Below are 21,132 nucleotides of genomic sequence, written 5' to 3' on the forward strand. Positions count from 1 at the left end.
ATTAAAGTAACCCTTCTAAAACTTTAATTTTCCTCAAATATTTAGGCTTGGCTGTGGCTTCACCATTCACTCTGGTCTGAGTGGAGGCTGCTGTAAAACCTGCTTCTATTCTTGCAATGGCAGCAATATCCGCCCTACCAAAGGCTCCACTCGCCTTTAACTCTGCCCAGCTTTTAGCATGTGCTTCAATGACATCAAAAACTTTTTCCATCGGAATTTTTGCTGCATCATAATCTTCTTTTTGGATACAGACCATATAAGTCACCAATTGGCTTATGATTTGGTAAAGTTGGAAGGCAAATGTTCTAAAGTCCTTGAATTCCAGGATGATTTGGTGGAGTTTTTCCAACCAGTCCATCAGTTTAGAAATCAGCCCTGTATTACCAAATGCTTTGGCAAAGAAATCTGTTTGCTTGGTGAGATTAGAGCTCGCGATGGTCTTCATGGAGGTAAAGAATTCTTTTACCTCACTGTAGGAGCCAAATGTTTCCAGGAATTTTTTAAAGCTGGTGGTTTGCTCTGTCTTATCAAACTTGATAAATGCATTCATCACATTCGATAATGGTCCACAGGTTTTCGTCCTGGTATCTGTATCGGTAGGAGCTGCAGCTACTTTCACAAGAACGGAATCACTTGCGCTAATTCCAGCACTGTCTTTGACGATCAGAGTGAAGGTATAATTTCCTTCAAGTAATCCGGTTACACTGGTTTTGGCTTGGTTTGGTTTTAAAATAGTAGGAGTTACTGGCCCGTTGGCAAATCTCCAATTGAAAGTTAAAGGTCCATTTTCAGGATCTGCAGATTTACTTCCATCCAAATTTGCTGTACCAGGACTGTTTGGATTATCGATGGTAATGGAAATGTCTGACCCTGCATTGGCAACTGGCGGATTGTTTTGAGCTGCCCTTGCAGTAATGGTCACAGAATCCTTATTGCTTGCACCTTTGTCATCCTTCACCAATAACTCAAATACATAGACTCCAGCAGTTGAAATGACTGCCGCAGTTTTTGGTTTATTTGGAGTTTTTAGGGAAACCTGCGGGCCACTTACTTTTGTCCAGGCAAATGATGCAATGGTTCCATCTTCATCTTTGGAAGCTGAGCCATCTAAGGTAACATTTGCAGGTTGACCAGGTACCAATGTAATCGACTGATCTTTACCTGCTTCTGCTATTGGCCCTCTGTTCTCTGGAGCCCCAACGCTGATTCTAACCGAATCTTTATTGGAGGCACCTTGATTATCCGTCACTTTCAACTCAAATTCATATTCACCTGGAGCACTGAATTCTACCGTAGTTTTTGGTTTGTTGGGAGTTTTTAAAGTAACCGAACTTCCACTGATCTGAGCCCAGGCAAAAGCCGTAATGGTACCATCTTCATCTTTGGAACCAGAGCCATCCAAGGTGACTGAAATAGGTTGGTTTGGAGCAATCGTCAATTTTTGATCCCTTCCAGCATTTGCTAGGGGCCCTCTGTTCTCTGGTGCTGCGACGCTGATTTTAACCGAATCTTTATTGGAGGCACCTCTGTTGTCCGTTACCTTCAACTCAAATTCATATTCACCTGGAGCACTAAATTCTACCGCAGTTTTTGGTTTGTTTGGCGTTTTTAAAGTAACCGAACTTCCACTGATCTGAGTCCAAGCAAAAGCCGTGATGGTACCATCTTCATCCTTGGAACCAGAACCGTCCAAGGTGACTGACACTGGTTGACTTGGAGCAATGGTTAGGGTTTGATCCCTTCCGGCATTTGCCACAGGACCAATATTTTCAGGTTCAATAATCGTTATTTTGACCGAATCTTTATTGGAAGCTCCTTGATCGTCCGTCACTGTCAATTCAAACACATATTCTCCTGCAGTTTTGATTTCAGCCGAAGCTTTAGGTTGATTTGGAGTTTTTAGAGTAATTGGAGGGCCACTGATTTGTGACCAAGCAAAAGATATAATAGTTCCATCTTCATCTTTGGAAGCTGTACCATCTAATGTGAAGGCGATCGGTTGATTTGGTCCTAACGTAAATGTTTGGTCTTCTCCCGCATCTGCTATTGGTCCTATGTTTTCGGGTTCTTCATCAGGAAGGATGTAAGCAATTGGAGGGCATTCGCTACAGCATAAATAGGGGAGGTAAAAATCTGCGATTACAGTTCCTTTCGCAATTGGAGTTGCTTGGTCTCTAATTTCTCGGTCTTTGAGGTTGAGAGCATCCAATACATTTTTCGCGGCATCTCCAAGATTCAATTTTTTAATGAGCTCCGAAGCAAATTCAAACTCTGTTTTACTTGCATTCTTGAGGTCAACTGCACGCTCTTTTTTGGATGTATCCGTTAAATTAAATGCCTCTCTTATCCCTGGAGTTGGAGTAGGTGTTGCTTTAGGGTCAGAAGCGGCAAATGAGAGCCCTGAAATAAAATTGGGGTTAAAAAAATTGGCGTTAAAATTAATTTCTGGTAATGTCAGCACCAGATCAGTAGCTCCGTTATATAACAAAATGAAAGTTCCTCCTTTTGGAACTCCCGCTTTATGTTCCAAACCAGGATGTTTTTTGAAGTACTCACTGAAAACGGTAGCAGATGGTATTCCTCAATTCTTTTGAGGTATTCTTCTTTTAGGGCAAATAACTTCTCATTGGCACATTTGAATAGTAATCCCGTATTGGTTTCAGAGAAATAACTTTTTATTTCCTCGTTTTCTGAATTGCTGGCTTCTTTGATCAAACTTGCTACTGTTTTGGAATAAGGAGTCCAAAGTTTATTGTAAGCTTCCTCATCAAACTTGTCCAAATCATAAGCCAAGAGGTATTTGACAATCTCTGCCAATTGCTGGAGGAAGATCAGTAGGAGATCGGGTTGCTTGATGATGTAATCAAAAAATGCTTTATCATTGACAATAAAGTTACTTACATCCTTAGCGACAAAATCTGCCAATTTTTCTCCCTCTTCTACATCTCTTAAGGCCAGATTCTTAATGATATCCTCGTTAGAAATGCTGAGTGGCTGGTTTTTCAAAAGGTCGGACTTGATGGCCTTTTGCATATCCACCAGATTCTTTGAAATATAAAAATCCCGGGTAAAGTTTACTGCGGCCAAGTTTAGATTTGGTGTGGTGGTTCTTTTGGGCCTTAAATTCCCAACATAGGCCATAATTTGCTGTAATTGGCAAACTATTCCTGTGATCATCACCCGATAATCGGAGCTCAAATCTTCTATATGGCATTTGATTTCTTTGCCATTCAGAATAGCGGAGAGATCAATGGCATTCAATGCCAGTACCTCAAAAGGTAAATTGAATTTGTTCTTTTGCTGAATGATATCTGTCAGCGCTGTACGATAGTTTTTTCCAATATGTCCCTCAATCCGGAATGCATTGTACCGCTCTATGTCATACAACAAGGGGTTTTTAACAGGTTCGGGAGCATCTACTTGTTTTGCTGCTCGATAGCCTAAATTATATCGTTCATTTCCGTTATAACTTCGTTTGAAATACCATTTGGAATTGATGGTTTTCCAATCGTAGTAATAGGGAATCGATCTCAAGCTGATTGGTTCGGAACCTAGATAATTAGGGGTAATCTGGATGGATTCGGTAGCAGTAAGTTTTTCACCCATAAACCCTTGCACCATGGCTACAAGTCTTTCCAAAAGGATTGCTGCTTCTTCTACTGATTTTGTTTGGCCATTGAGAATTGGTGATGGTTCGAAATAATTTCTATAACTATTGTTCTTTCCTAATCGAGTATCCTCATGTGCCATTCCTAATGTCAGATGAAGAGGGAATTCCATTTCTTCAGGGCAACATTCCCCATAAGCTTCTCTTATTTTGGATCGAAATTCCAGATATGCTTTGAATAAATCATCGATGAAATCATAGAAATATTGAAGGTAGATTCTCTGGTTTGAACTTGTAGAAAATTTCTTTTTAAAAGATATAAGATTCAGGCCTTTTAATGGATTTTCCTCTGGAAGACCTAGACCTATCGCATAGTTATCCCAGCATCTGACCAGATTTTCTGACATATGGGTCAATGTGACATCATCGGTGATATTCAAGAATCCTTTTAGGATATCTTCTGAAGTTTTCAGGTCTTTGACAGGTACATTATATCGTTTGAGAAGAATGGAGTTGAAACCGGTTTTTTTAGTAGGATCAAGTAATTTTTTATGGATCAGCAATGCCCTCAGGACGAATTCCATTTTGCTGCCTTTGTCATTACAATCTTGAGTATCACAGTTTTTCAAGTCTATTTGCTCCGCTTCCAAAAAAAGCACAACAGCATAATCCTGCAAATTGAGGGTATTAAGTGGTTTTTCTCTTCAGTCTCCTTGTCATCTGAGGGGATCAGTTCCAGAATGTCTTTTTGATTATAAAAAGGAATTTTGTTTCTGTTTTCTATACTGCACTGAGTCAAAAAAGTGAGATCATTGGGAAGAGTGGGAGGAGTATAGTTTGTATAGGATGAATAACTCGTATCGCAAAGTTGAATCAGGTATCCTTGGGAGGTTAATCCACATCCTTTGGAAATAGAAATTTCTGAAGGAGAAGATTGAATCTCTAAACCACAGACGATGCCTCTTCCCAAAAGCTTGATTCGGGTCAGCCTTTCCTGTTGTTCAAGGTAGTTCAATAAGTTGTTCAAGTGCCCATTGGACAAAACCTGATCAGCTTCAAAAACGGGATATGATTGTATAGGCTGCATGATTAAAGATTTTGAGTTCCTAAAATTGTTTTACCCAGCATGACGGGGTTTTTGTCGGCATCACTTTCCTCACAATCGTGCAGTGTTGCCTTTGGATACACAGAGTTGAGTTTTGCCAATATTTCCAGCAAACGGTCATTGGCCTCCTGATACGTGGTTGGGTTTTGCCCATCCTTTTTGAATCGTGCATGTTCTTCGATCCACCTCTTATAGCTAGTTTCAAATTCCCGGAGTTTTTCGTTGCTCACCCAGCAGACTTTCAGTTGAAGGTGAGCCGGAGCTTCTTCTACTAGTTTCTTTTCGAAATAGCTTCGATAGGCCATGTTGTCGAAATGATTAGGCCAGTGGGGAAGAATGATGGAAGCTCTGAAGGAATAGATATCCTCTTCGCATGGACAGTCACAATCATGAAGGCAGACCTCCATGAGTTTAAAATTTTTGCTTTTAGGTCTTAAAAGAATATGTTCGATTAAGTGAAATCCTTCGGGATCTTCACATTCTCCAGCCAATTCAGCAACCAACTCTTCAATCACCAGATTTGCCTCCTCTTCATTGGGAATCGTGTTCTCACTGGTCAAAATGATGCTATTACCTTTTTTGAGTTTGACTTTTTTGGTGGTATAGTGATAGTTCTCCGGACTGATCCCTAATGCCATCACATCTTCCAAAACCGATTCAGCCTCGGATTTATCTTCATAAGGTTTAGAAATCATCTTGACACCGCTTCTGGATGTGAGAGAAAAAGTATGGATGCAATGGATTTCTTCTCCGACTCCGGTCTCCTCACAGCGTATCTCTACATTTTTGATGCAATACAAGAATCGTCTGGTAAAATCCTTTATTCCTGTTATTTGACTGACCTTTTTTCAAGACCGGATACATTCTCCGTATTCCAAAGCTTGGTCTCATCCAAGTCGAAATTTTCATCCTGAGGAAAATAATTGAAGGCCAAGGATCTTCCGTAACTGATTTCAGGATAACTCTGAAGAGTATTTCTTTTTACCTCGATGATTTCCTCCGGTTCAATTTTTCCAGACTAATATTTTCCAGATTAATCCGGTACATCAATAAGGAATAATCACTGAATGATTCAGCAAACCGGGCTAATAAGTGATCCAAAAATCGATTTCTTCTTTCCAGAAATTGGTTGTTGTTTTCATATAGCTTTTGCCAAAGCTCTTGACTGACTGGGTCACCTGGATCATTCGCCAAAGCCTTCTCCATGTCTGGATGAAGGATGTCTCCCACTTCTTTGATGGCACCCAAGTATTGGGAATAGTAGGTTTGACGGATAGCATCCGTTGAATAGAGGTTTTTTGCTTCTGTCAATTGGGCCAGGAAATCTGCTAACAGTTGCTCGAAAAACATTAAATACCCTTTCAGTTGTAACTGTTGGGCTTTCCTCAAATCAGAGGGTTCAGGAGGGAGTCCATATTCTCCCACTCCATAAACCAATGGAAGGTCGTATTGAATGGGCCAATGACTCAAGGTATCTCTCTGATTTCCTTTGGGGATTGGAAGGTCTTCAAACGTTGGAATCAGTTTTCCTGCATTATTTTGTGCATGAAGCAGATGAACGGTATCTCGTACTTCTTCGTACCTGGAAAGAAATGGAAATCCATCTTTAAAAAACAAAATTTTGGAAAAATCGGAACTAAGAACCGGTTTATGCATTGGAGAAATAGGTAGGCACCATGACATTCCCATTTGACCTGGAACAGGTTTTCCATTAGTGTCATATTTTGTCATTAAGAAATTCTTAATTTCCCTGACTCCTTCCAGATCCATCAATAAATTGATGATATCAGATGCATAGATCACCTTTTTCAATTGGGCATTTTCCAATTCCTCAGTATCTATAAAACCATGTCCCAGTTTAGGGCCTTCAAAGATTTCCTCTACAGGAATTCCCTTTTTTAATTGTTGGTTAAGTGGGTAGAAGGTGACTGGAGGATTGAGGTAGTTTTCAATGGTAAAATAAATTTCTGCCTGTACTTTTTCTATGTCTATTTCTGGGCTGACTACCACATCAAAACAAAATGCAACTTCCTCAGAATTGATGGGTTTCACACTGACAAAATCCTCGCATAGATTTCTGTTTTCATGGAGTGATTTAATACAGCTTTTGACTAGTATGTTTGATTTCGAAAGTTTTGTGAGATAGGTATTTAAAACCAAATCCACATATCCACTATCCTGAAGCATTAATTCCACATGGCTGTCCTGTATTTTCCCTTGAGAAGGATTTTTAGGGATGGTTACCCTAAAATTCAAGTTTACGGTCTCTCCATCTTCCAGTTCAATTTTAAATGTATATGACCAAAGAGTACTAGGGTTTTTCTCTAATGTAAATCCGGTATAGGCTGTATCAAGGATCCTTTTGTCTACTTCATTGATGCTTGGAAATTCATATTTGACCTGAAATTCTCCTGATTCTATTTCTTCGGTAGGAGAAAAAGGGAAGACACTGTTTTCTAAAACAATATCGCCAGAATTCATATCTCCTAATTCCAAATCAACCGAAAGGTCCAACAGGACTGTATATAAACCTTTCAGCGAAAGAGGATGCTTGTTTGCCTCATACTGTAGCATGTCATCTTCACAATTGAGGTAGATAGGGACTTCCTGTTTCCCATCTGTAAAGAGCCAGGCGTTATTGATTCCAGGAAGGTCTATCAGAAGCTTACGATAATCAGAAATTGTTAATGGAGCAGTAGTCAATATGTCCCTTGCTGTAAAGCATGTTTGTCCGCTCGCTTCTGTCAGATGATCTTTGATGTCAAAATTTACCCGGTATCCCAATTCGGTGATGGCATAACAAAGGGCTTCTAAAATGGTAATTCCGGGATCATGAGTATTGTAATCAGTCCAGATGTCACTTGAAAGGGACTCGATGTATTCCAGTCCTTCCTTGCGCAATCGTTCATAGTCCAGAGAATGGGCTAACGTTGGGTTTTTGGATATGGTAGGAGAGGTTTTCATCAGCAGTCACAAGTTTGGATTACTTTAATGAGATGTCTTGGAGAACTCAAATTGGATTCATCATAATGAGAAACCAAAACCGATCTGGAGGTAGTAGCTAGTACCTCCTCTACATCATATTGAAACTTTTCAATATTCCCCTCATTATCGCGGATGATATGGTTTAACTTGAAACAGCTTAAAAAATCCACGTAAGGCCTTTCCTCCACAAAATTGATTAAGGCTGATTTGGAAACCTTTCCTCCAAAATTGATTTTTTTATCATTGTCCCAGGCCCATGGGCATAAGAATTTTTCAATTTCCATGTCCAACAAATTCCTATAAAATACTTCATCCATGTGATCATGGAAGTGGACTTCGAAATCCAATTGGACCTCTTCAAATTTAGGGTTGACGACATGAAGAGAGGCAAATGGATTTTTGATTTTGGCCAAGAACAAATCAATGTCGGTCAGTATACCAATTGGTGTGTAGGGGGTGAGCGGATTGATATTGGATTTATTTTTGAGATCTGGAATACAGATTACCGTGATATGACCAGGATAATTTTCGCAAAAGATTTGCTCCCCATTTTTCTCATAAAATCCAGTATGGTTCAGACATTTGACCTGATAAATAGAGGGAATTCCTCTAATACCAAATGCTCGTAATCCCACATGGTAATAGACCTTTGCTTATGTCGTAATCGCTCGCTTACCCGTTGGTATTGGTCCTCATCAGACTCTCTTTCCCTTCCTCCAAAAGAATCTGCAGGCTGATTAACGGATTTAATGGCACTGTCAGATCGTTTTAATTTGCTGATGGTTCCTGAGGGCAGTGTACTCCTGAATTCGACATTTTCAGATTCATTTTGAACCAATTCAACCATTGCCGCTTGGGCTTTGACGTCTATAACTTTACAAACAGCATCTGTATTGTCCGAAACAGAAACCTTTAGCCAAAGGAGATCAGTGGATAAAGAAGTATGAATTTTACCAGCATCTTTGGGAAAACTGATAGTGACAATTCCAGACCTCGTCAGGTTGATGGTTCCATCTTCCACTTTATTTGATTCCAACTGTTGCCAAGCTCCATTGTGATCCAAGTAAGACCATTGGACTTGTTCCTCCATTTTCAAAGGATTCGAACTGCCCTCAGAAAGTAGAAACAGGAAGTTTATAGTCGTAGGAACTTCTGCTTTTGCAATTCCAATCAATAGCTCGCCCTTTTGATTGAATCTTGGGACTAAAGACAAATTTTCATCGGAAATAGGCTGACCGTATCCAAAAGGGGTCAAATGGAAGAAAGTATGACGGGGATTTAATCCTTCGGTAGGAATAAACTCTGAAGCCGAATAGTCTATTGAAAAAGATTCTGAAATCAATTCATTAGGGACAGGAACAGAATTTCCAGACACTTTGCTTTGACCAAACATGGAACTAATATCCAAGAGATCATTGATTCCCTTACTGATGGGGGTAAAATCAGTTATTTCTTCAGATGACCTAGGGGTGACTGTAACCCTAGCTGGACCTTCAATAGGAGTACCTTGCTGCGAATTGATGACCACCTTATCCAAAGCCTCATTTACGTCATCCATGAAACTGGCCAAGGAATAAATTGAAGTGTCCAACCTGAATTTTAAAATTCCTTCGAAGGTTGTGGCCTGTAAGAAGGAATTGGCACCAAAATCCATATTGGTTACTTTTAGCAAATTACCATCGGAGTTTTGTTGGATGGAATAAGATGGTCCTGATTTAGTATTTGGATAAGTATCCCAACTATTCCCATGCAAGTATTGACAAGTAACGGGATCCGAAATGGGGAATTTTACAGTGAGAGAATCTAACCTTTTCTGAAAAATCTCTTTGGAACCTATATAGAATCCTGCATGAAGTTTTGGAAAGTCTCCAAATGGCTTGAAAGGTTTTGAGGCATCAATGGAGCCTCCATCACTACTGAGAGCCAAATCTTTTACACCAACAACATCTACAGAAAGTTGAACGGAATTGAGTGGATTGTTCATCAGATCAGCATACCACATATTGCTATTCTTTTGGTCCAGCGTGGCTGTTAGAAGTGGTAAAGCTGTGAGAAAATTTTTCTTGTGGTTTTTTTCAGAATATGGAATGATTGAGGGTTCTTCCACACCTAGTGAAAACTCCAAAATCAAGGTTTTTTGATTTTCTGTGAACTTGGCATCCACATTTTTTATCAACCAATCTTTTTCTCCCGTCAAACTGACTTGGAAAGGAATTAGCTTTTGGTAACCAGATGAAAGAGAGCCTGTTTTGGACTTTAATGGATTGGTGAAATTTACTGTAATGGTGATAGTACGTTCTCCTTCCTTCAGAAAAAGTAAGTTGGAAGCGATGGCAAACCCTGCATCTTGAGTAGGTTCAGACTTTTGATCTCCAAAGGCAAACCAGCTCTTGTCATCACCTTCAAATTTCTCCCCTTTTCCATCTGCACTATTAACAATGGGGAAGGCTAGCAGATTTTTTTTATGGATTTGAAAGGCTTTGATTTCTTGAACTTGGGCCTGGTTGAAGACTACATCCTCCAGTAGACCATAGCTCATTTCATTCCCATTTAAGTCTTTCCCTCCTTTAAACAGCGTTCCTTTTTGAAGCTGGTGCTGTAGAATATGCTTCTGAAGTTCAAAAGTTAAATGAGCTTGGTCAGGAACAGGTTTTTTGTTTTTTAGCCTTAAAACATCTTTGTAATAGAAATCAAGGTGCCTTTTTGTAAAATTATTTAGACTTTCCTGTGCAGCTTTGAAAAGCTTCAAAAACGCAAGAAAGAGTCCATAATGTGGTTCATGGTAGGAGTAGGTGGATAGTGAAGCCTCTAGTAATTCCTTGGCACTTTGAATAATAGAGGAGGTTCCTCCCAAAAACGCGGTTATTTGGTTGTTGAAAATATTATGGTTGATAATATGACTGATTTTTTCATGGATGGAAGCTCCCGAACGGTCATATTCAACACCTCAGAGGTGAGTGAAAAATAATCTAAGTCAAGCGGGTCGTTTGAATTAATGGTTTGAATAGGGGAGGAAGGGTCAGTTTGCTCTGAACCATCGATCAAAGCCAATTGGCTCGTTCTAAAGTTTGATAATCTAGAAAATGGAGAATTTAATTTAGAGTTGATAATTGATTCAATCTTCTTTTGGTAATCGGGTTCCTCCTTTAATAATCCACATTGTTCATCGATGGTCTTGGCGATGGAAAAAATCAAGTCAAATATAAATTTGAATTGTAAGCTAGATTCACTGTCATCCGAAGCATCAATGGCCAACTTGGTATTTTTTCGGAGCAGTTTGAGGTAATCGGATAGCTGTAGTAAGTCCATTGCCAATAAGACTAAAAAACCACCGATATGTCCATTTTCATCAAGGGCTCCCAAGTTCCCTGATCATTATTGTCCGTGTTTTTATACTTGAGATAAGAAGCATAATTTTTTGCAAAAAGTATCAGTTCCTCCATAGATCGATCATCCACCTTGGCAAAAGTGGGAGGGAGGGAGAGGAGCTTTCTAGTCAATCTATCTTCCCCTTCTCTGATCAATGGATTTTTGTCATTGCAAGCCATCTTTCTTTATTTCAATTCACTACCTTCAGTTTTATAAAAAGGATACAAAGTTGAACCTCGAATTCGTCGTTCTTACTTTGTAGGTAATTGTGATGAGGATCTTTCCTTCAAGCTCCCCTGTGTCATCTAATTCAATTTTTTCTACTTCGATTCTGGGCTCATGGTATAAAATTGCCGTTTGGATTAAGTCAATGATATAGGTTTTGAATGTGGTCGTCAGCGGCTCAAATACCAATTCATGTAGGTTGCATCCATAATCTGAGCGCATGACTCTTTCCCCCTCTTGGTAGAAAGGAGTATTTCAAGGCTACTTTGAATATCATTTTCCTCACTGAGCATTTTAGTCTTTGCTCCTACATTGTCAAATTGAGGAGGAAAACTCCAACCCCTTCCCAAAAAAGATTTATTCATTTTATCCATAGCGTTATCCTCCTATCATTACAGTTGGACATCCAATAATTATCACTCCACCATGTGCTGTGGAATCTCCCATTCTAGCTGCAGGCATTCCTCCAATCATCACCGAAGATGAGCCTGTAATAATGGTGTCTGGAGGTCCCGCACATGTAGCTAAATCGCCAAGTCTTGCAGCTGGTAATCCTCCTATCAACACGGTTGGTTCTCCAGCAGGAAGAATAGGGCCTCCGACATGGGGAGTTCCTCCCGGAGTCAACATGGGACAAGTATGCATATCTGATATTCTAGCTGCTAAAGGCATTTTATCATTAATTTATTTTGACAAGGCTTCCTTTAATATTTACCATAGCTCCCTCCACATCTGTAGTACCGTTACTTTTAAAACTTAAACCAGCAGAAGCTTCGGCACTTAGATTTGCATCGGCTTTAATTGCTATTTCCGGTGCGGCAAAACTGATGGTAGATCCTGCTTTTAGGGTTATTTCCATAGGAGAATCCAAGATAATTCCGCTGTCATCCATCGTTAAGACATTTCCTGAAGCATCTTCCACTTGCACAATTTCTGCTGTGTCATCCATGGTGAGTTTCCTTCCTCCTGGGGTTTCTATAACAATACTTTTATCACCGTCATGAATGGTTATTTTTATTTCTGATCTGGAGACATAGCCCTTTTTGTCGTTTGGTTCTTCGGGGTCAATTGGAGAAGGTTTCGCACTACTATGTACCATTCCTAAAATCACAGGCTGTGAGGGGTCATCATTGATGAAACCAACAATTACCTCGTCATCTATCTCAGGTCGGAAAAATGTCCCCCTATTTTCTCCTGCGTCCAAAGTGGCAACTCTTGCAAAAATTCCAGCATCATTGGGGTTGACTAAGGGAAATCTGACTTTAACCCTACCTTCACCCATAGGATCTATAATATCCGTCACTATGCCTATGTGAAGTCCTTGAATTCTAGAAAATTGACCAGATGAAGAACTGATGGATGATTGATTGAATTTCTCTGTAAAAAAATCCTCTTGCCAGCCAATAGTGGTTTCAGTTTCCCAATTACCCTGACGTAATTCATGTTGAACAGCACTCACGAATGCTTTTCCGTTGAACTGATCACCAAGCCCTTCCAACATAATCCAATCTCCGGGTTTGACTCCTGAACTTCCGGGAAAAGACACTTTGCCTTTTATTTTGGATAGAGACTGTTTATGCCTTTTTGAATCTGCCAGCCCTTGCAAAGCCTCATTGGAAAATTTTCCTGATGTTCTGATTTCAAACTCTTGACCATTGATTTCGGCGATATTGGAATCTGTGATATTGCCTGGGGATGCCGAGGAAAGATCAGTTCCTTCGGTCTCAAGGACTGATTGATTGGCAAAATCCCAAGAAAATGCCTTTACAGCAGTCGCTTGAGAACGGATATCAGATTCTGATTTAAAAGCCAATATATTGGATCCATAGGTCAAGGTTTCCACTGGATCAAGGGATGGGTCAGGCTTAAACACCTTGAATTGTGAGCCATCAATCAAACAGGCCATACCATTGGAATCAATTCTCCCCAATGCAAAATCCCAATCAGTCACATTGGCTTGAAGAAGTTGCTCTTGTGTGGTCCCGAAGGATGGGATATCCATATCAGTCAACCCGTTTTCACTCAATAACTGCTCGACTACATCATTGTCAGCAAGATCATTAAAGTGCCTGCTTTTCGGAGATACGGTCATTTTTACAGACTCATGTTTGCAGGTAAGTATCAGGGTAGATTTGTTGGCATAAACACTATGTGAATTTGCGACGATAATTCCCTTGAATACTGAAGTGTCATCTGCGTTGTAACCTATTTGAATATCTATGCTTTTTCCCAATGCAAACTCTCCACTATTGCCAATCTCAAAATCTGAATCAGCTGCGGATCCATCTGCTAATTTTATTGTGGCATATGGAATTTTATTGAGCTCTTGGTAAACTACGATCTCTAAAACCTGAACCTGTCCAGACACTTCTTGATCAGGATTGGAAAAAGGGGCATCTCCCAATAGGATTTTCGAGGTAACAAGTCCATTGTTTACAGAGGCGATCATGAGGATAAATTATTTAGCTAATGGAGGAAAATAGATTTTTGATCCAGCATTGATTTTTCTAAAACTGTCCAGGGAATTGAATTCAGCCACCTGGATATAGTAAGAGTTCTTTTCATAGATTTTTTCTGTCAATAAATCCAATCGATCAGTCCCTTCAAATTTCCTTTCATGTGTGATGTCGGGGCTTTCTTTATTTTCCCTGGCAGCCCTTTCTACATCGGCAATACTTTCAGCAAATTGGCATTTGGCGATGGCTCTGATAGGTTTTCCATCTGGGGCAAAAACCTTGTATTCTATATCCATTTGCTTGAGAACACCTTTAAACAAGAGTTCTCCCCAATGAATTTTTAAGTAATAAGGTCTATGTTTTTCAGACTGGTAATCAATGATTTTGCGTTTGAACTCTTCTATTTGTTCGGTAACTGTTCCTGGTTTTTCAAATGGATTGGCAATACCTAAACTCAATACCGACATATCTTTTACTACGCCAGTTCCATCGAATAAAAAGTCAAAATTAAAGTCTCCAGGAAGAATTCGATTGAATTTCATATTGGTTCCAGAGGTACCAGGAGCCTGGGTTTCATCGAATTCAAATTTGTAGGATACACTGTAACTAGCAGGATTGACTAAGGCATTAAATTTATTCCCAGAAACCTCCTCTTGGTATTCTGCATCCCGATAGGCCTGGACAAATAATTTTTCAGCTTTTTGACTTAAGTCTAACATTACCTTTCAAGTTTTAATTGGATCATTCTCAAAACATTTTCCGTCACCTCTTTTACTATTTCTTGCTTCATACGATCCAGTTCCGCAGGCTTTGAAGTCTGGGAACTCGGATTGCTATTGCTTGATCCTATTGCTGCCTTAATTTGCAGTTCTCGTATTTCGATGGGCATAATGAAGGGATTATATTCCTATACTACCTGATGCACTGATATTGCCGGCCATTGAAATGGCAGAATCCAGACTGATGATGTTGAAATATTGATAACTCAGCGTTATGGATTCTATTACTATGGTGTTTTGCTCGGCATTGAAACTAGAAACAGCCCATTTCTTGGGGATTGCATTGACCACATACCAGGATTGGATGGGGATATGCTTATCGTTTAGCAAGCAAATGATGATGTTCACTGGTTCGAATACAAAATTTTCAAAGGCATTTTTGCACCACATTAAAATCCCTGAGCCAATAAACATCCCTCTTTTCAGAACTAGGTCGGAATATTTTGCTCTAACAGGTAGTTCCCATACAAATCGGTTTTGGCCTCCTTCAACTATGTTTTCCATTTGCATCTCCATATCTAAACCACTCACTTCCTGAAACCGAAAATCATTTGGGGTTTGTGGGAATAATTGGAAAACCACTGAAAAATGAAAACCTACTGGTGGATAAGGAAACATAGATTATTCGTTTGCGATAGTCAATCCTTCATGAGCCACTTCCATGGTCTCAATGGCAGTTTCGTTTCCTGTGCCATTCAAATCCGTAGATTGAACTTTGATCGGCCAGGCATTTTTCACTTTCCAGACAACCACGGGGGCATGGGTTTCATCTAAAAGAGAAATAATTAGATCCCTTCTTTCAATGGTATTTAATGCAACTGTATTCCACCATAGGTAAAATTCATTGTCACTTTTAAAAATGCCTCGTTTGAGTGTGATATTTGAAAAACTTTGCATTCCCGGCATTTTGATTTTTGAATATTCCGGGCTTGCACCGTCTCTATATTCAATTGGCTCGATGCTTACTTCGAGACCAGTTACTTCGGTGAATCCGATTTTTGTTCCGCCCCAATCAACTTGAAAATGAAACTTAGGAAGAGGATAATTAGCCATGATGATATTGGTTTAAAGTTTTTAGGAATTAACAATTAAGATTCCTGCATTTTGTGAGAAAAACGTAGGATAATGAACTCTGCCGGACGGACTGCAGCCATCCCGATTTCGACTATTAGTCTTCCTTCCAAAATGTCCTGTGCAGTCATTGTTTGACCAAGTCCGCACCTTACATAAAAGGCATGTTCAGGTTTTGCTCCTGCCAATGCGCCTTGTCTCCATAAAAGGGTCAAATAATTCTCCAGCATTGCTCTTAATTTCACCCAGGTGTTGGCATCATTGGGTTCAAATACAAATTGCATGGTGGCTTTTTTAGAGGATTCTTCTACCATAATGAAGAACCTTCTGACATTGACATATCTCCATTCGTTGTCATTACCTGCCAAAGTTCTTGCTCCCCAAACCAAAAATCCTTTGCCTTGGAACATCCGGATGGCATTTACTGATTTTCCAGTAGTGGGATCGATATTCATTCCTCCTTGTTCGGCTTCGCTGATTTTGGCTGTAAGGTCATACACTGCATTCAAAGAAACATTGGCAGGAGCTTTCCAAACGCCTCTAGATCCATCCACCTTGGCATATACCCCAGCCATGGCAGAGGATGGAGGCAAGGTGGGGCTTAATTTTTCCCTGATTTTTGCCAAGCAGGCATTATAAATAGCAGTTTCACCTGTGCGAAGAGAAGCCAAGGTAACAGCTCCAGCATCAGCTCCTCCAGTATTGATGATTACATCTACTTCCGCTTCATCATATTCAAAATCAAAAGTGGTTTTCAGAGAAGGATAATAGACTGCTGCGTAAGTAAGATTATCATTTTTGGTAAATGCAGTCCTAAAGTCACTGATCGTAGTGGTATTATTGGTTCCCGGAGTATGAATGTCTACTAGGGTAAATCGGTCTTGTAATCTAGCACATAAGTCAATGGAGGAAGAAATTAAGGTATAATAATCTCCACTATTGAGGTTGTGAATGGCGTCAGGAAAAACGATGATAGTTGGTTCGTCTTCGGCTTCACATGCCAATAGCCCATTGTCATAATGTTCAGGATCTGGAGTGGCTGAAGAACTGCTTCCTATGGAAATGATGTAGCAAGGACCTCCACCATTGATGAAATACATCCTAAGGTTGTAATACATGGTGAAGGGGAAGGTGTTGTGATGGTTGCATCTGCAGCAAGGGTCTCTCTTACAATAGTTACTTCAATACCCTCTTCATTTTCTGCTTTCCCAAAATAGGTCTCATATTCCTTAAGTGAGAAAATCTTGGTTGGAACATTAGTGAGGGACTCCCCAATTTCATTGGTTGCATCTTGAGTATATCCAATAAATGCGGGGATTGCTGTTTCTACTTGAGCCACAGAAGGTGGAAAGAGCGGGATTTCATTAATATAGACTCCCGGGGTCTTGATAGCGGATTCATTGATTTGTGACATTGGAAAGGATTTTTTAGTTTCTGTTTATCTTCAGTTATTTAAATGAATGGTGAACAGGTGTTCGTTTTCATTACCATTGGCAGTTGTATAAAATAAGTGTTGATTTATGACGTCGGTATATAATCGATGAGTACTAGAGCCTTCTGTCACTATGTCTATGACACCGAAATGACCCGATAGATTTTCAGTACTAGTACTCCAAGAACCAGGATTTCCGGATTAAATATTTTGACCGGAACTTGGGAAACTATTGGCCCTAAAGTGGCTCCTGCCAAATTCATCGAGTTTGCAGAAGCTCTTACATTTATTCGAAACCGGTAGATATTTTCTTTACCATGATCTGGTGCCACTTCAGTTTGAGCTTTTACCTGGTTGGTGAGATTGATTAAAAAACGGGCATTAAAATTTGTAGGCAAACGGAAGTAAGGAGCATCTTCCTCATTCTTGATTCTAATGAAACAAAGTAAAATATCATTTCTCCAACGGTACTGGATTTCATGTTTTCTGAATAGGTTTTCTGTTGGAGGATCTAGATTGATTCTGATATGAGGAGTCAAATACCCTCCAGAGGAAGCGGAAAAAGGGAATGCATCATGGGCAAACCTTATGGAAAATAATTTTTCGAACTTATTAAGAATCCTATCCATGATTAACTCGGTTTGTTTTTGAATTGAGAATCAATGGATTTTACTAAAGGAACTTCCATTCCTTCCTCGATGCTGCTGAAGTAGGCTAGTCGCATTTTGTATACCACAGAGGGGATGTATTTTCCACCCATAATTCCCCAGAGCTGATTGAGTTCCTCGAAGCTGGTAGAATGTAGGTCGAACAGGATTTTTTCCAGGCCAAAATTGGTTAACCCTGGAATATCTGTTTCTGTAAAAACGGATTTGGCCTGAAAAAACGAAATCACCTGGGAGATTCTTTGGAGTCCTGTATTATACTGGTCTTTGTTTGCACCGATCAATAAAAAAACATTCAAATAAATTCCAGGGTTTCTAGAAACTCCTCTTGGAAGCCCTATTGCATCATAGATCTGCTTGTTGGCAGGGTTATTTCTAAGGCTACTTTCCTCCTGAATATTTATAACAGACACAACTACCCTGTCTGAGATATTTGTTTCTGATACCTGCTGAGTTGAATCGATTAAAGATAGATTTCCAAGCAGAACTTCTGGTTCTGTATTTCCAATATGGTCATTTAATAAACCTACAACTGCACCTAAAACCTGATCAATCATGATGAAAAACTCGATGGCTAAAAATGAATGAAATAAAAATCCAACTTCAGTAATTACCGAAGTAAGTCAGGGAAATTAAAAATGAAGTTGAGAAATAATCTCTGTATTAAAGTCCATGAAAACCTTGAGTTTTAAAAATCCATGAATTCAAGGATGTCAGTCGACCAGATTTGCGCAGATAGCCTCTCTTACAAGTCCTGCTGTATTTCTAACCCCCATCTTTTGGATTAAATGCAATCTATGGGTTTCTACCGTACAGGAACTTATAAAAAGTTTGTTGGCAATTTCATGAGTGGTGTATTCTTCTACTATCAATTGGAGAATTTGTTTTTCTCTCTTGGTAATACGCCCACAGTTGGGAGAAGAGGCTTGAGATTGAATCAGCTTTTCAAAAAATATATCCGCCAACTTTGGGTCAACAAAGACCTTTCCTGTTTTAGTAATTTCAATTGCTTCAAAAATACATTCAGGGCAGCAATTTGAGAGAAAATATCCGTTGATTCCTGATTTTAATATTGATTTGATGCTACGAAGGTCTTTAAAATCCCCAAAGGTAAAAATCTTTAGATGTGGTTGACTTTTAAGAATTCTTTGGCTGAGTTTTAGAAGATGGTTCAGCTCTGGAATCACATCAATCCAGACAAAATCCAGGTTCCTAAATGATTTGAGGTCATTTTTTTTCAATTCATCCAAAGAAATCAAATCCACACTAAAACCATTTTTTTTCTCTAGGATCAACTGGAGCCCTTGGATCAGGAGTGTCTTCTTTCCGATAATTAGATGCCTTTCCATAAGATCATTGTTTAAAAATTTTAATTATGCTATGAAATGGAGAGTTCAGTAGGCTTTGAGAAATGGTCAAATCAAAGAAATTCTGGAAAATAGATTTTTCCCAAAAAGAGAGCTTTCCCAAAAATTGGAATTTAATGAACATAAAAAGTCAGATAACAGAAAAATCAAAATAATTAAGGGTGAATAAATTTACCTTTTATCCTTCTGAATGTCAAGAATCTATGTGCTTATTTAAGAATAAATTTCCTGTTTCCAATAGGCTGGTAATGCCTGCTCAACTCAGGAAAATTATTTAAAATAGACTGAAAAAGGCCTTCTTGATCCAAGATGATTTTCGGCTGCTGATGTTGCAGCATTTGATAAAGTTTGGCTTTCTCGGGGATATCTCTGTCTTGGTCAAGATAGAGTTTACTCAATTCGAAATTAAGAAACGGACCACCTAATTTAGCATGTTGATAACCCGAAATATCCGGTCCTAAAATCATAATTTCCTTACCTTCCAACGATGTGTCTACCTGCTCAGAAACAAAATAGGAAGGGTTGTCCACGTTGGATTGCCAATACCACCAAGCAAATGCCGGTAGGCCCACAATAAGTAAGTAAAAGGCAAGATTCGGGATCATTCCTCTTCGAATGTGAAGAAAAACTGAGTAATCAAATAAGAAAGTCCAGGAACAAAAATGATCAGTTGATATCCCGCTTGATTTTTAATTAGCAGAAACTCAGCTGCAGCAAAAATTAGCCATAAAATGACCAATTGCCTTTGCTTTTGCTGGTTGATAGTTGAGCCTTTTAGCACAGCTCCCAAGAAATAACCCACTAAGGAAAGCAGGATAGGAAAAGCACCTATGATTAACCAACTCCAATATGACTGGAAAAGAACTCTGGAAGATTTAAATATCAGAGGCCAAATATCAATAGCCTCTTGTAGGCCGTCATTCCAATAATAGAACACGGCTATCAGAAGAATCGGCAAAGTATATCCAACCAGTGAAAGCATGAGTTGGCGGAAGGAAAAACCACTGATTGCAATCCCAGTCAGAATCATATAGGGTAAGAAAAAATATAACTTGGATGAAATCCTGCTGCTAGACCTCCATAAATACCAATCAAGAGGGTGGATTCACTGGTTTCTTTTTGAAGCACCGTTTGGGAAAACAATTGGCCCAAAGCCAAAATCAAAAATGTACTTCCCAGCATAGCAGGGTTTAAAGAAAGCATATCGAATGAGAAATGAAAAAGTGCTGCCATGATCATTGCGGGCAAATAGGTGTTCTCATCAAACACCCGGTATTTAATTAAGATGGTATTCCAATAAATGATCTGAAACAAAATGAAGATCCTTCCGATTAACTCATAGGCTAAAGGGCTTCTTCCAATTATAAAGTCAACGATTGTAAAAAATCCTGCTGAAAGTGGCCCAGTATTATCAATGATATCTTGATAAAGGAAATATCCTTGTCCAAGTCGTTCACCCAACACCATCCAGGAAAGCTGAAGGGTAGTAAGCGGGAAAGGATCCCATATCAGAAATATGACAGTAAGTACAAGCATGTAAATTGCTAAACCTACGAGTCTGAAAGGGTCATTAACTTTGAAAAATCTAAGCAAGATGTCTGGAAAATTGAGTTTGTATTGGGTAGTCTAAGCCCGAAATTAAAGGTTGCCCAACTATTTCGCTAAATTTGTACCACAAATACTTCACATGGAAAGTAAAAGACAACAAAAATACGCCAAATTGATCCAAAAAGAGCTTGGAGATATCTTTCAAAAAGACGCCAAGCATCTTGTAGGGAAAGCAATGATCACCATCACTCACGTTTTGGTCAGCCCTGACCTGGGCTTTGCAAAAGTATACTTAAGCTTTTTGCTTACTGATCCAGATGCTACCTACAAGCTGATCAACCAACATAAAAAAGAAATCAGGCATCAATTGGCCAAAAGAATCGGAAAGTCAGTCCGAATCATTCCTGAGATCGCATTTTTCCCGGATGACTCTGCTTCCTATGCGCAGCATATGGACAAGGTCATTTCCGATTTGAATATTCCGGAAGCTCCAGAGGAAGAAGATGAAGACTCAGAGGATTAA

At 39.4% G+C, this 21,132-nt stretch carries 25 protein-coding genes; 1 reads left to right on the top strand and 24 read right to left on the bottom strand.

The features are described from left to right. Position 1: 1 nt before the first annotated feature. The 24 genes from V8V91_RS17105 to V8V91_RS17220 all read right to left on the bottom strand — a co-directional run bounded on the left by V8V91_RS17105 (position 2) and on the right by V8V91_RS17220 (position 20,597). On the bottom strand, positions 2-2,530 hold the full coding sequence (locus tag V8V91_RS17105) for a PKD domain-containing protein (protein ID WP_373396434.1): 2,529 nt from the start codon (positions 2,528-2,530) through the stop codon (positions 2-4). Then, positions 2,455-4,191 carry a hypothetical protein gene (locus V8V91_RS17110; RefSeq protein ID WP_373396436.1) on the bottom strand — a complete coding sequence of 579 codons (1,737 nt, stop codon included), beginning with the start codon at positions 4,189-4,191 and terminating at the stop codon, positions 2,455-2,457. The genes V8V91_RS17105 and V8V91_RS17110 overlap by 76 nt, the downstream gene beginning before the upstream one ends. Positions 4,192-4,238: 47 nt before the next feature. Continuing rightward, positions 4,239-4,694: a hypothetical protein gene (locus tag V8V91_RS17115; protein WP_373396438.1), complete on the bottom strand. Its 456-nt coding sequence runs from the start codon at positions 4,692-4,694 to the stop codon at positions 4,239-4,241. A 2-nt stretch (positions 4,695-4,696) separates the two neighbouring features. Then, entirely contained in the window at positions 4,697-5,512 is an 816-nt protein-coding gene (locus V8V91_RS17120; RefSeq protein ID WP_373396440.1) for a hypothetical protein, read from the bottom strand. 181 nt (positions 5,513-5,693) lie between these two features. Then, positions 5,694-7,676 carry a hypothetical protein gene (locus V8V91_RS17125; RefSeq protein ID WP_373396442.1) on the bottom strand — a complete coding sequence of 661 codons (1,983 nt, stop codon included), beginning with the start codon at positions 7,674-7,676 and terminating at the stop codon, positions 5,694-5,696. Beyond that, the gene (locus tag V8V91_RS17130; protein WP_373396444.1) at positions 7,676-8,332 is read right to left on the bottom strand and encodes a hypothetical protein; all 657 of its coding nucleotides are present in this window, start codon (positions 8,330-8,332) and stop codon (positions 7,676-7,678) included. Before V8V91_RS17130 ends, V8V91_RS17125 begins: the two co-directional genes overlap by 1 nt. Beyond that, positions 8,272-10,551: a hypothetical protein gene (locus V8V91_RS17135; RefSeq protein WP_373396446.1), complete on the bottom strand. Its 2,280-nt coding sequence runs from the start codon at positions 10,549-10,551 to the stop codon at positions 8,272-8,274. The genes V8V91_RS17130 and V8V91_RS17135 overlap by 61 nt, the downstream gene beginning before the upstream one ends. Before the next feature lie 8 nt (positions 10,552-10,559). Continuing rightward, entirely contained in the window at positions 10,560-11,060 is a 501-nt protein-coding gene (locus V8V91_RS17140) for a hypothetical protein (protein ID WP_373396448.1), read from the bottom strand. Continuing rightward, positions 11,018-11,245, bottom strand: coding sequence for a hypothetical protein (locus V8V91_RS17145; protein WP_373396450.1), 228 nt, complete (start codon positions 11,243-11,245; stop codon positions 11,018-11,020). The genes V8V91_RS17140 and V8V91_RS17145 overlap by 43 nt, the downstream gene beginning before the upstream one ends. Positions 11,246-11,276: 31 nt before the next feature. Beyond that, positions 11,277-11,513, bottom strand: coding sequence for a GPW/gp25 family protein (locus V8V91_RS17150; protein WP_373396452.1), 237 nt, complete (start codon positions 11,511-11,513; stop codon positions 11,277-11,279). 156 nt (positions 11,514-11,669) lie between these two features. After that, a complete protein-coding gene (locus V8V91_RS17155) occupies positions 11,670-11,963 on the bottom strand; it encodes a PAAR domain-containing protein (protein ID WP_373396454.1) in 294 nt (97 codons plus the stop codon). 7 nt (positions 11,964-11,970) lie between these two features. Next, entirely contained in the window at positions 11,971-13,740 is a 1,770-nt protein-coding gene (gene vgrG / locus V8V91_RS17160; RefSeq protein WP_373396456.1) for a type VI secretion system tip protein VgrG, read from the bottom strand. Between the two features lie 9 nt (positions 13,741-13,749). Then, a complete protein-coding gene (locus V8V91_RS17165) occupies positions 13,750-14,466 on the bottom strand; it encodes a LysM peptidoglycan-binding domain-containing protein (protein WP_373396458.1) in 717 nt (238 codons plus the stop codon). After that, the gene (locus tag V8V91_RS17170) at positions 14,466-14,636 is read right to left on the bottom strand and encodes a DUF5908 family protein (RefSeq protein WP_373396460.1); all 171 of its coding nucleotides are present in this window, start codon (positions 14,634-14,636) and stop codon (positions 14,466-14,468) included. Before V8V91_RS17170 ends, V8V91_RS17165 begins: the two co-directional genes overlap by 1 nt. Before the next feature lie 10 nt (positions 14,637-14,646). Then, the gene (locus V8V91_RS17175; RefSeq protein WP_373396462.1) at positions 14,647-15,144 is read right to left on the bottom strand and encodes a phage tail protein; all 498 of its coding nucleotides are present in this window, start codon (positions 15,142-15,144) and stop codon (positions 14,647-14,649) included. Positions 15,145-15,147: 3 nt separating this feature from the next. Continuing rightward, on the bottom strand, positions 15,148-15,579 hold the full coding sequence (locus tag V8V91_RS17180; RefSeq protein WP_373396464.1) for a phage tail protein: 432 nt from the start codon (positions 15,577-15,579) through the stop codon (positions 15,148-15,150). A gap of 35 nt (positions 15,580-15,614) precedes the next feature. Then, positions 15,615-16,715: a phage tail sheath family protein gene (locus V8V91_RS17185; RefSeq protein ID WP_373396466.1), complete on the bottom strand. Its 1,101-nt coding sequence runs from the start codon at positions 16,713-16,715 to the stop codon at positions 15,615-15,617. After that, on the bottom strand, positions 16,652-17,011 hold the full coding sequence (locus V8V91_RS17190; RefSeq protein WP_373396467.1) for a hypothetical protein: 360 nt from the start codon (positions 17,009-17,011) through the stop codon (positions 16,652-16,654). The genes V8V91_RS17185 and V8V91_RS17190 overlap by 64 nt, the downstream gene beginning before the upstream one ends. Before the next feature lie 155 nt (positions 17,012-17,166). Next, positions 17,167-17,658 (bottom strand): hypothetical protein, encoded by a 492-nt coding sequence (locus V8V91_RS17195; RefSeq protein WP_373396468.1) that lies wholly within the window; start codon positions 17,656-17,658, stop codon positions 17,167-17,169. A 2-nt stretch (positions 17,659-17,660) separates the two neighbouring features. Then, complete coding sequence (locus V8V91_RS17200) at positions 17,661-18,251, bottom strand: DUF4255 domain-containing protein (protein ID WP_373396469.1); 591 nt, start codon at positions 18,249-18,251, stop codon at positions 17,661-17,663. A gap of 156 nt (positions 18,252-18,407) precedes the next feature. Beyond that, entirely contained in the window at positions 18,408-19,043 is a 636-nt protein-coding gene (locus V8V91_RS17205; RefSeq protein ID WP_373396470.1) for a LuxR C-terminal-related transcriptional regulator, read from the bottom strand. Between the two features lie 227 nt (positions 19,044-19,270). Next, complete coding sequence (locus tag V8V91_RS17210; RefSeq protein WP_373396471.1) at positions 19,271-19,666, bottom strand: hypothetical protein; 396 nt, start codon at positions 19,664-19,666, stop codon at positions 19,271-19,273. Further along, a complete protein-coding gene (locus V8V91_RS17215; RefSeq protein WP_373396472.1) occupies positions 19,663-20,091 on the bottom strand; it encodes a hypothetical protein in 429 nt (142 codons plus the stop codon). The genes V8V91_RS17210 and V8V91_RS17215 overlap by 4 nt, the downstream gene beginning before the upstream one ends. Further along, entirely contained in the window at positions 20,088-20,597 is a 510-nt protein-coding gene (locus V8V91_RS17220; protein ID WP_373396473.1) for a hypothetical protein, read from the bottom strand. Before V8V91_RS17220 ends, V8V91_RS17215 begins: the two co-directional genes overlap by 4 nt. A 151-nt stretch (positions 20,598-20,748) precedes the next feature. On the opposite strand from V8V91_RS17220, the gene rbfA reads away from it, so the two are divergent. After that, complete coding sequence (gene rbfA / locus V8V91_RS17225) at positions 20,749-21,132, top strand: 30S ribosome-binding factor RbfA (protein WP_074226057.1); 384 nt, start codon at positions 20,749-20,751, stop codon at positions 21,130-21,132.

This window comes from Algoriphagus halophilus (assembly GCF_041729275.1).
GTDB lineage: Bacteria > Bacteroidota > Bacteroidia > Cytophagales > Cyclobacteriaceae > Algoriphagus > Algoriphagus halophilus_A.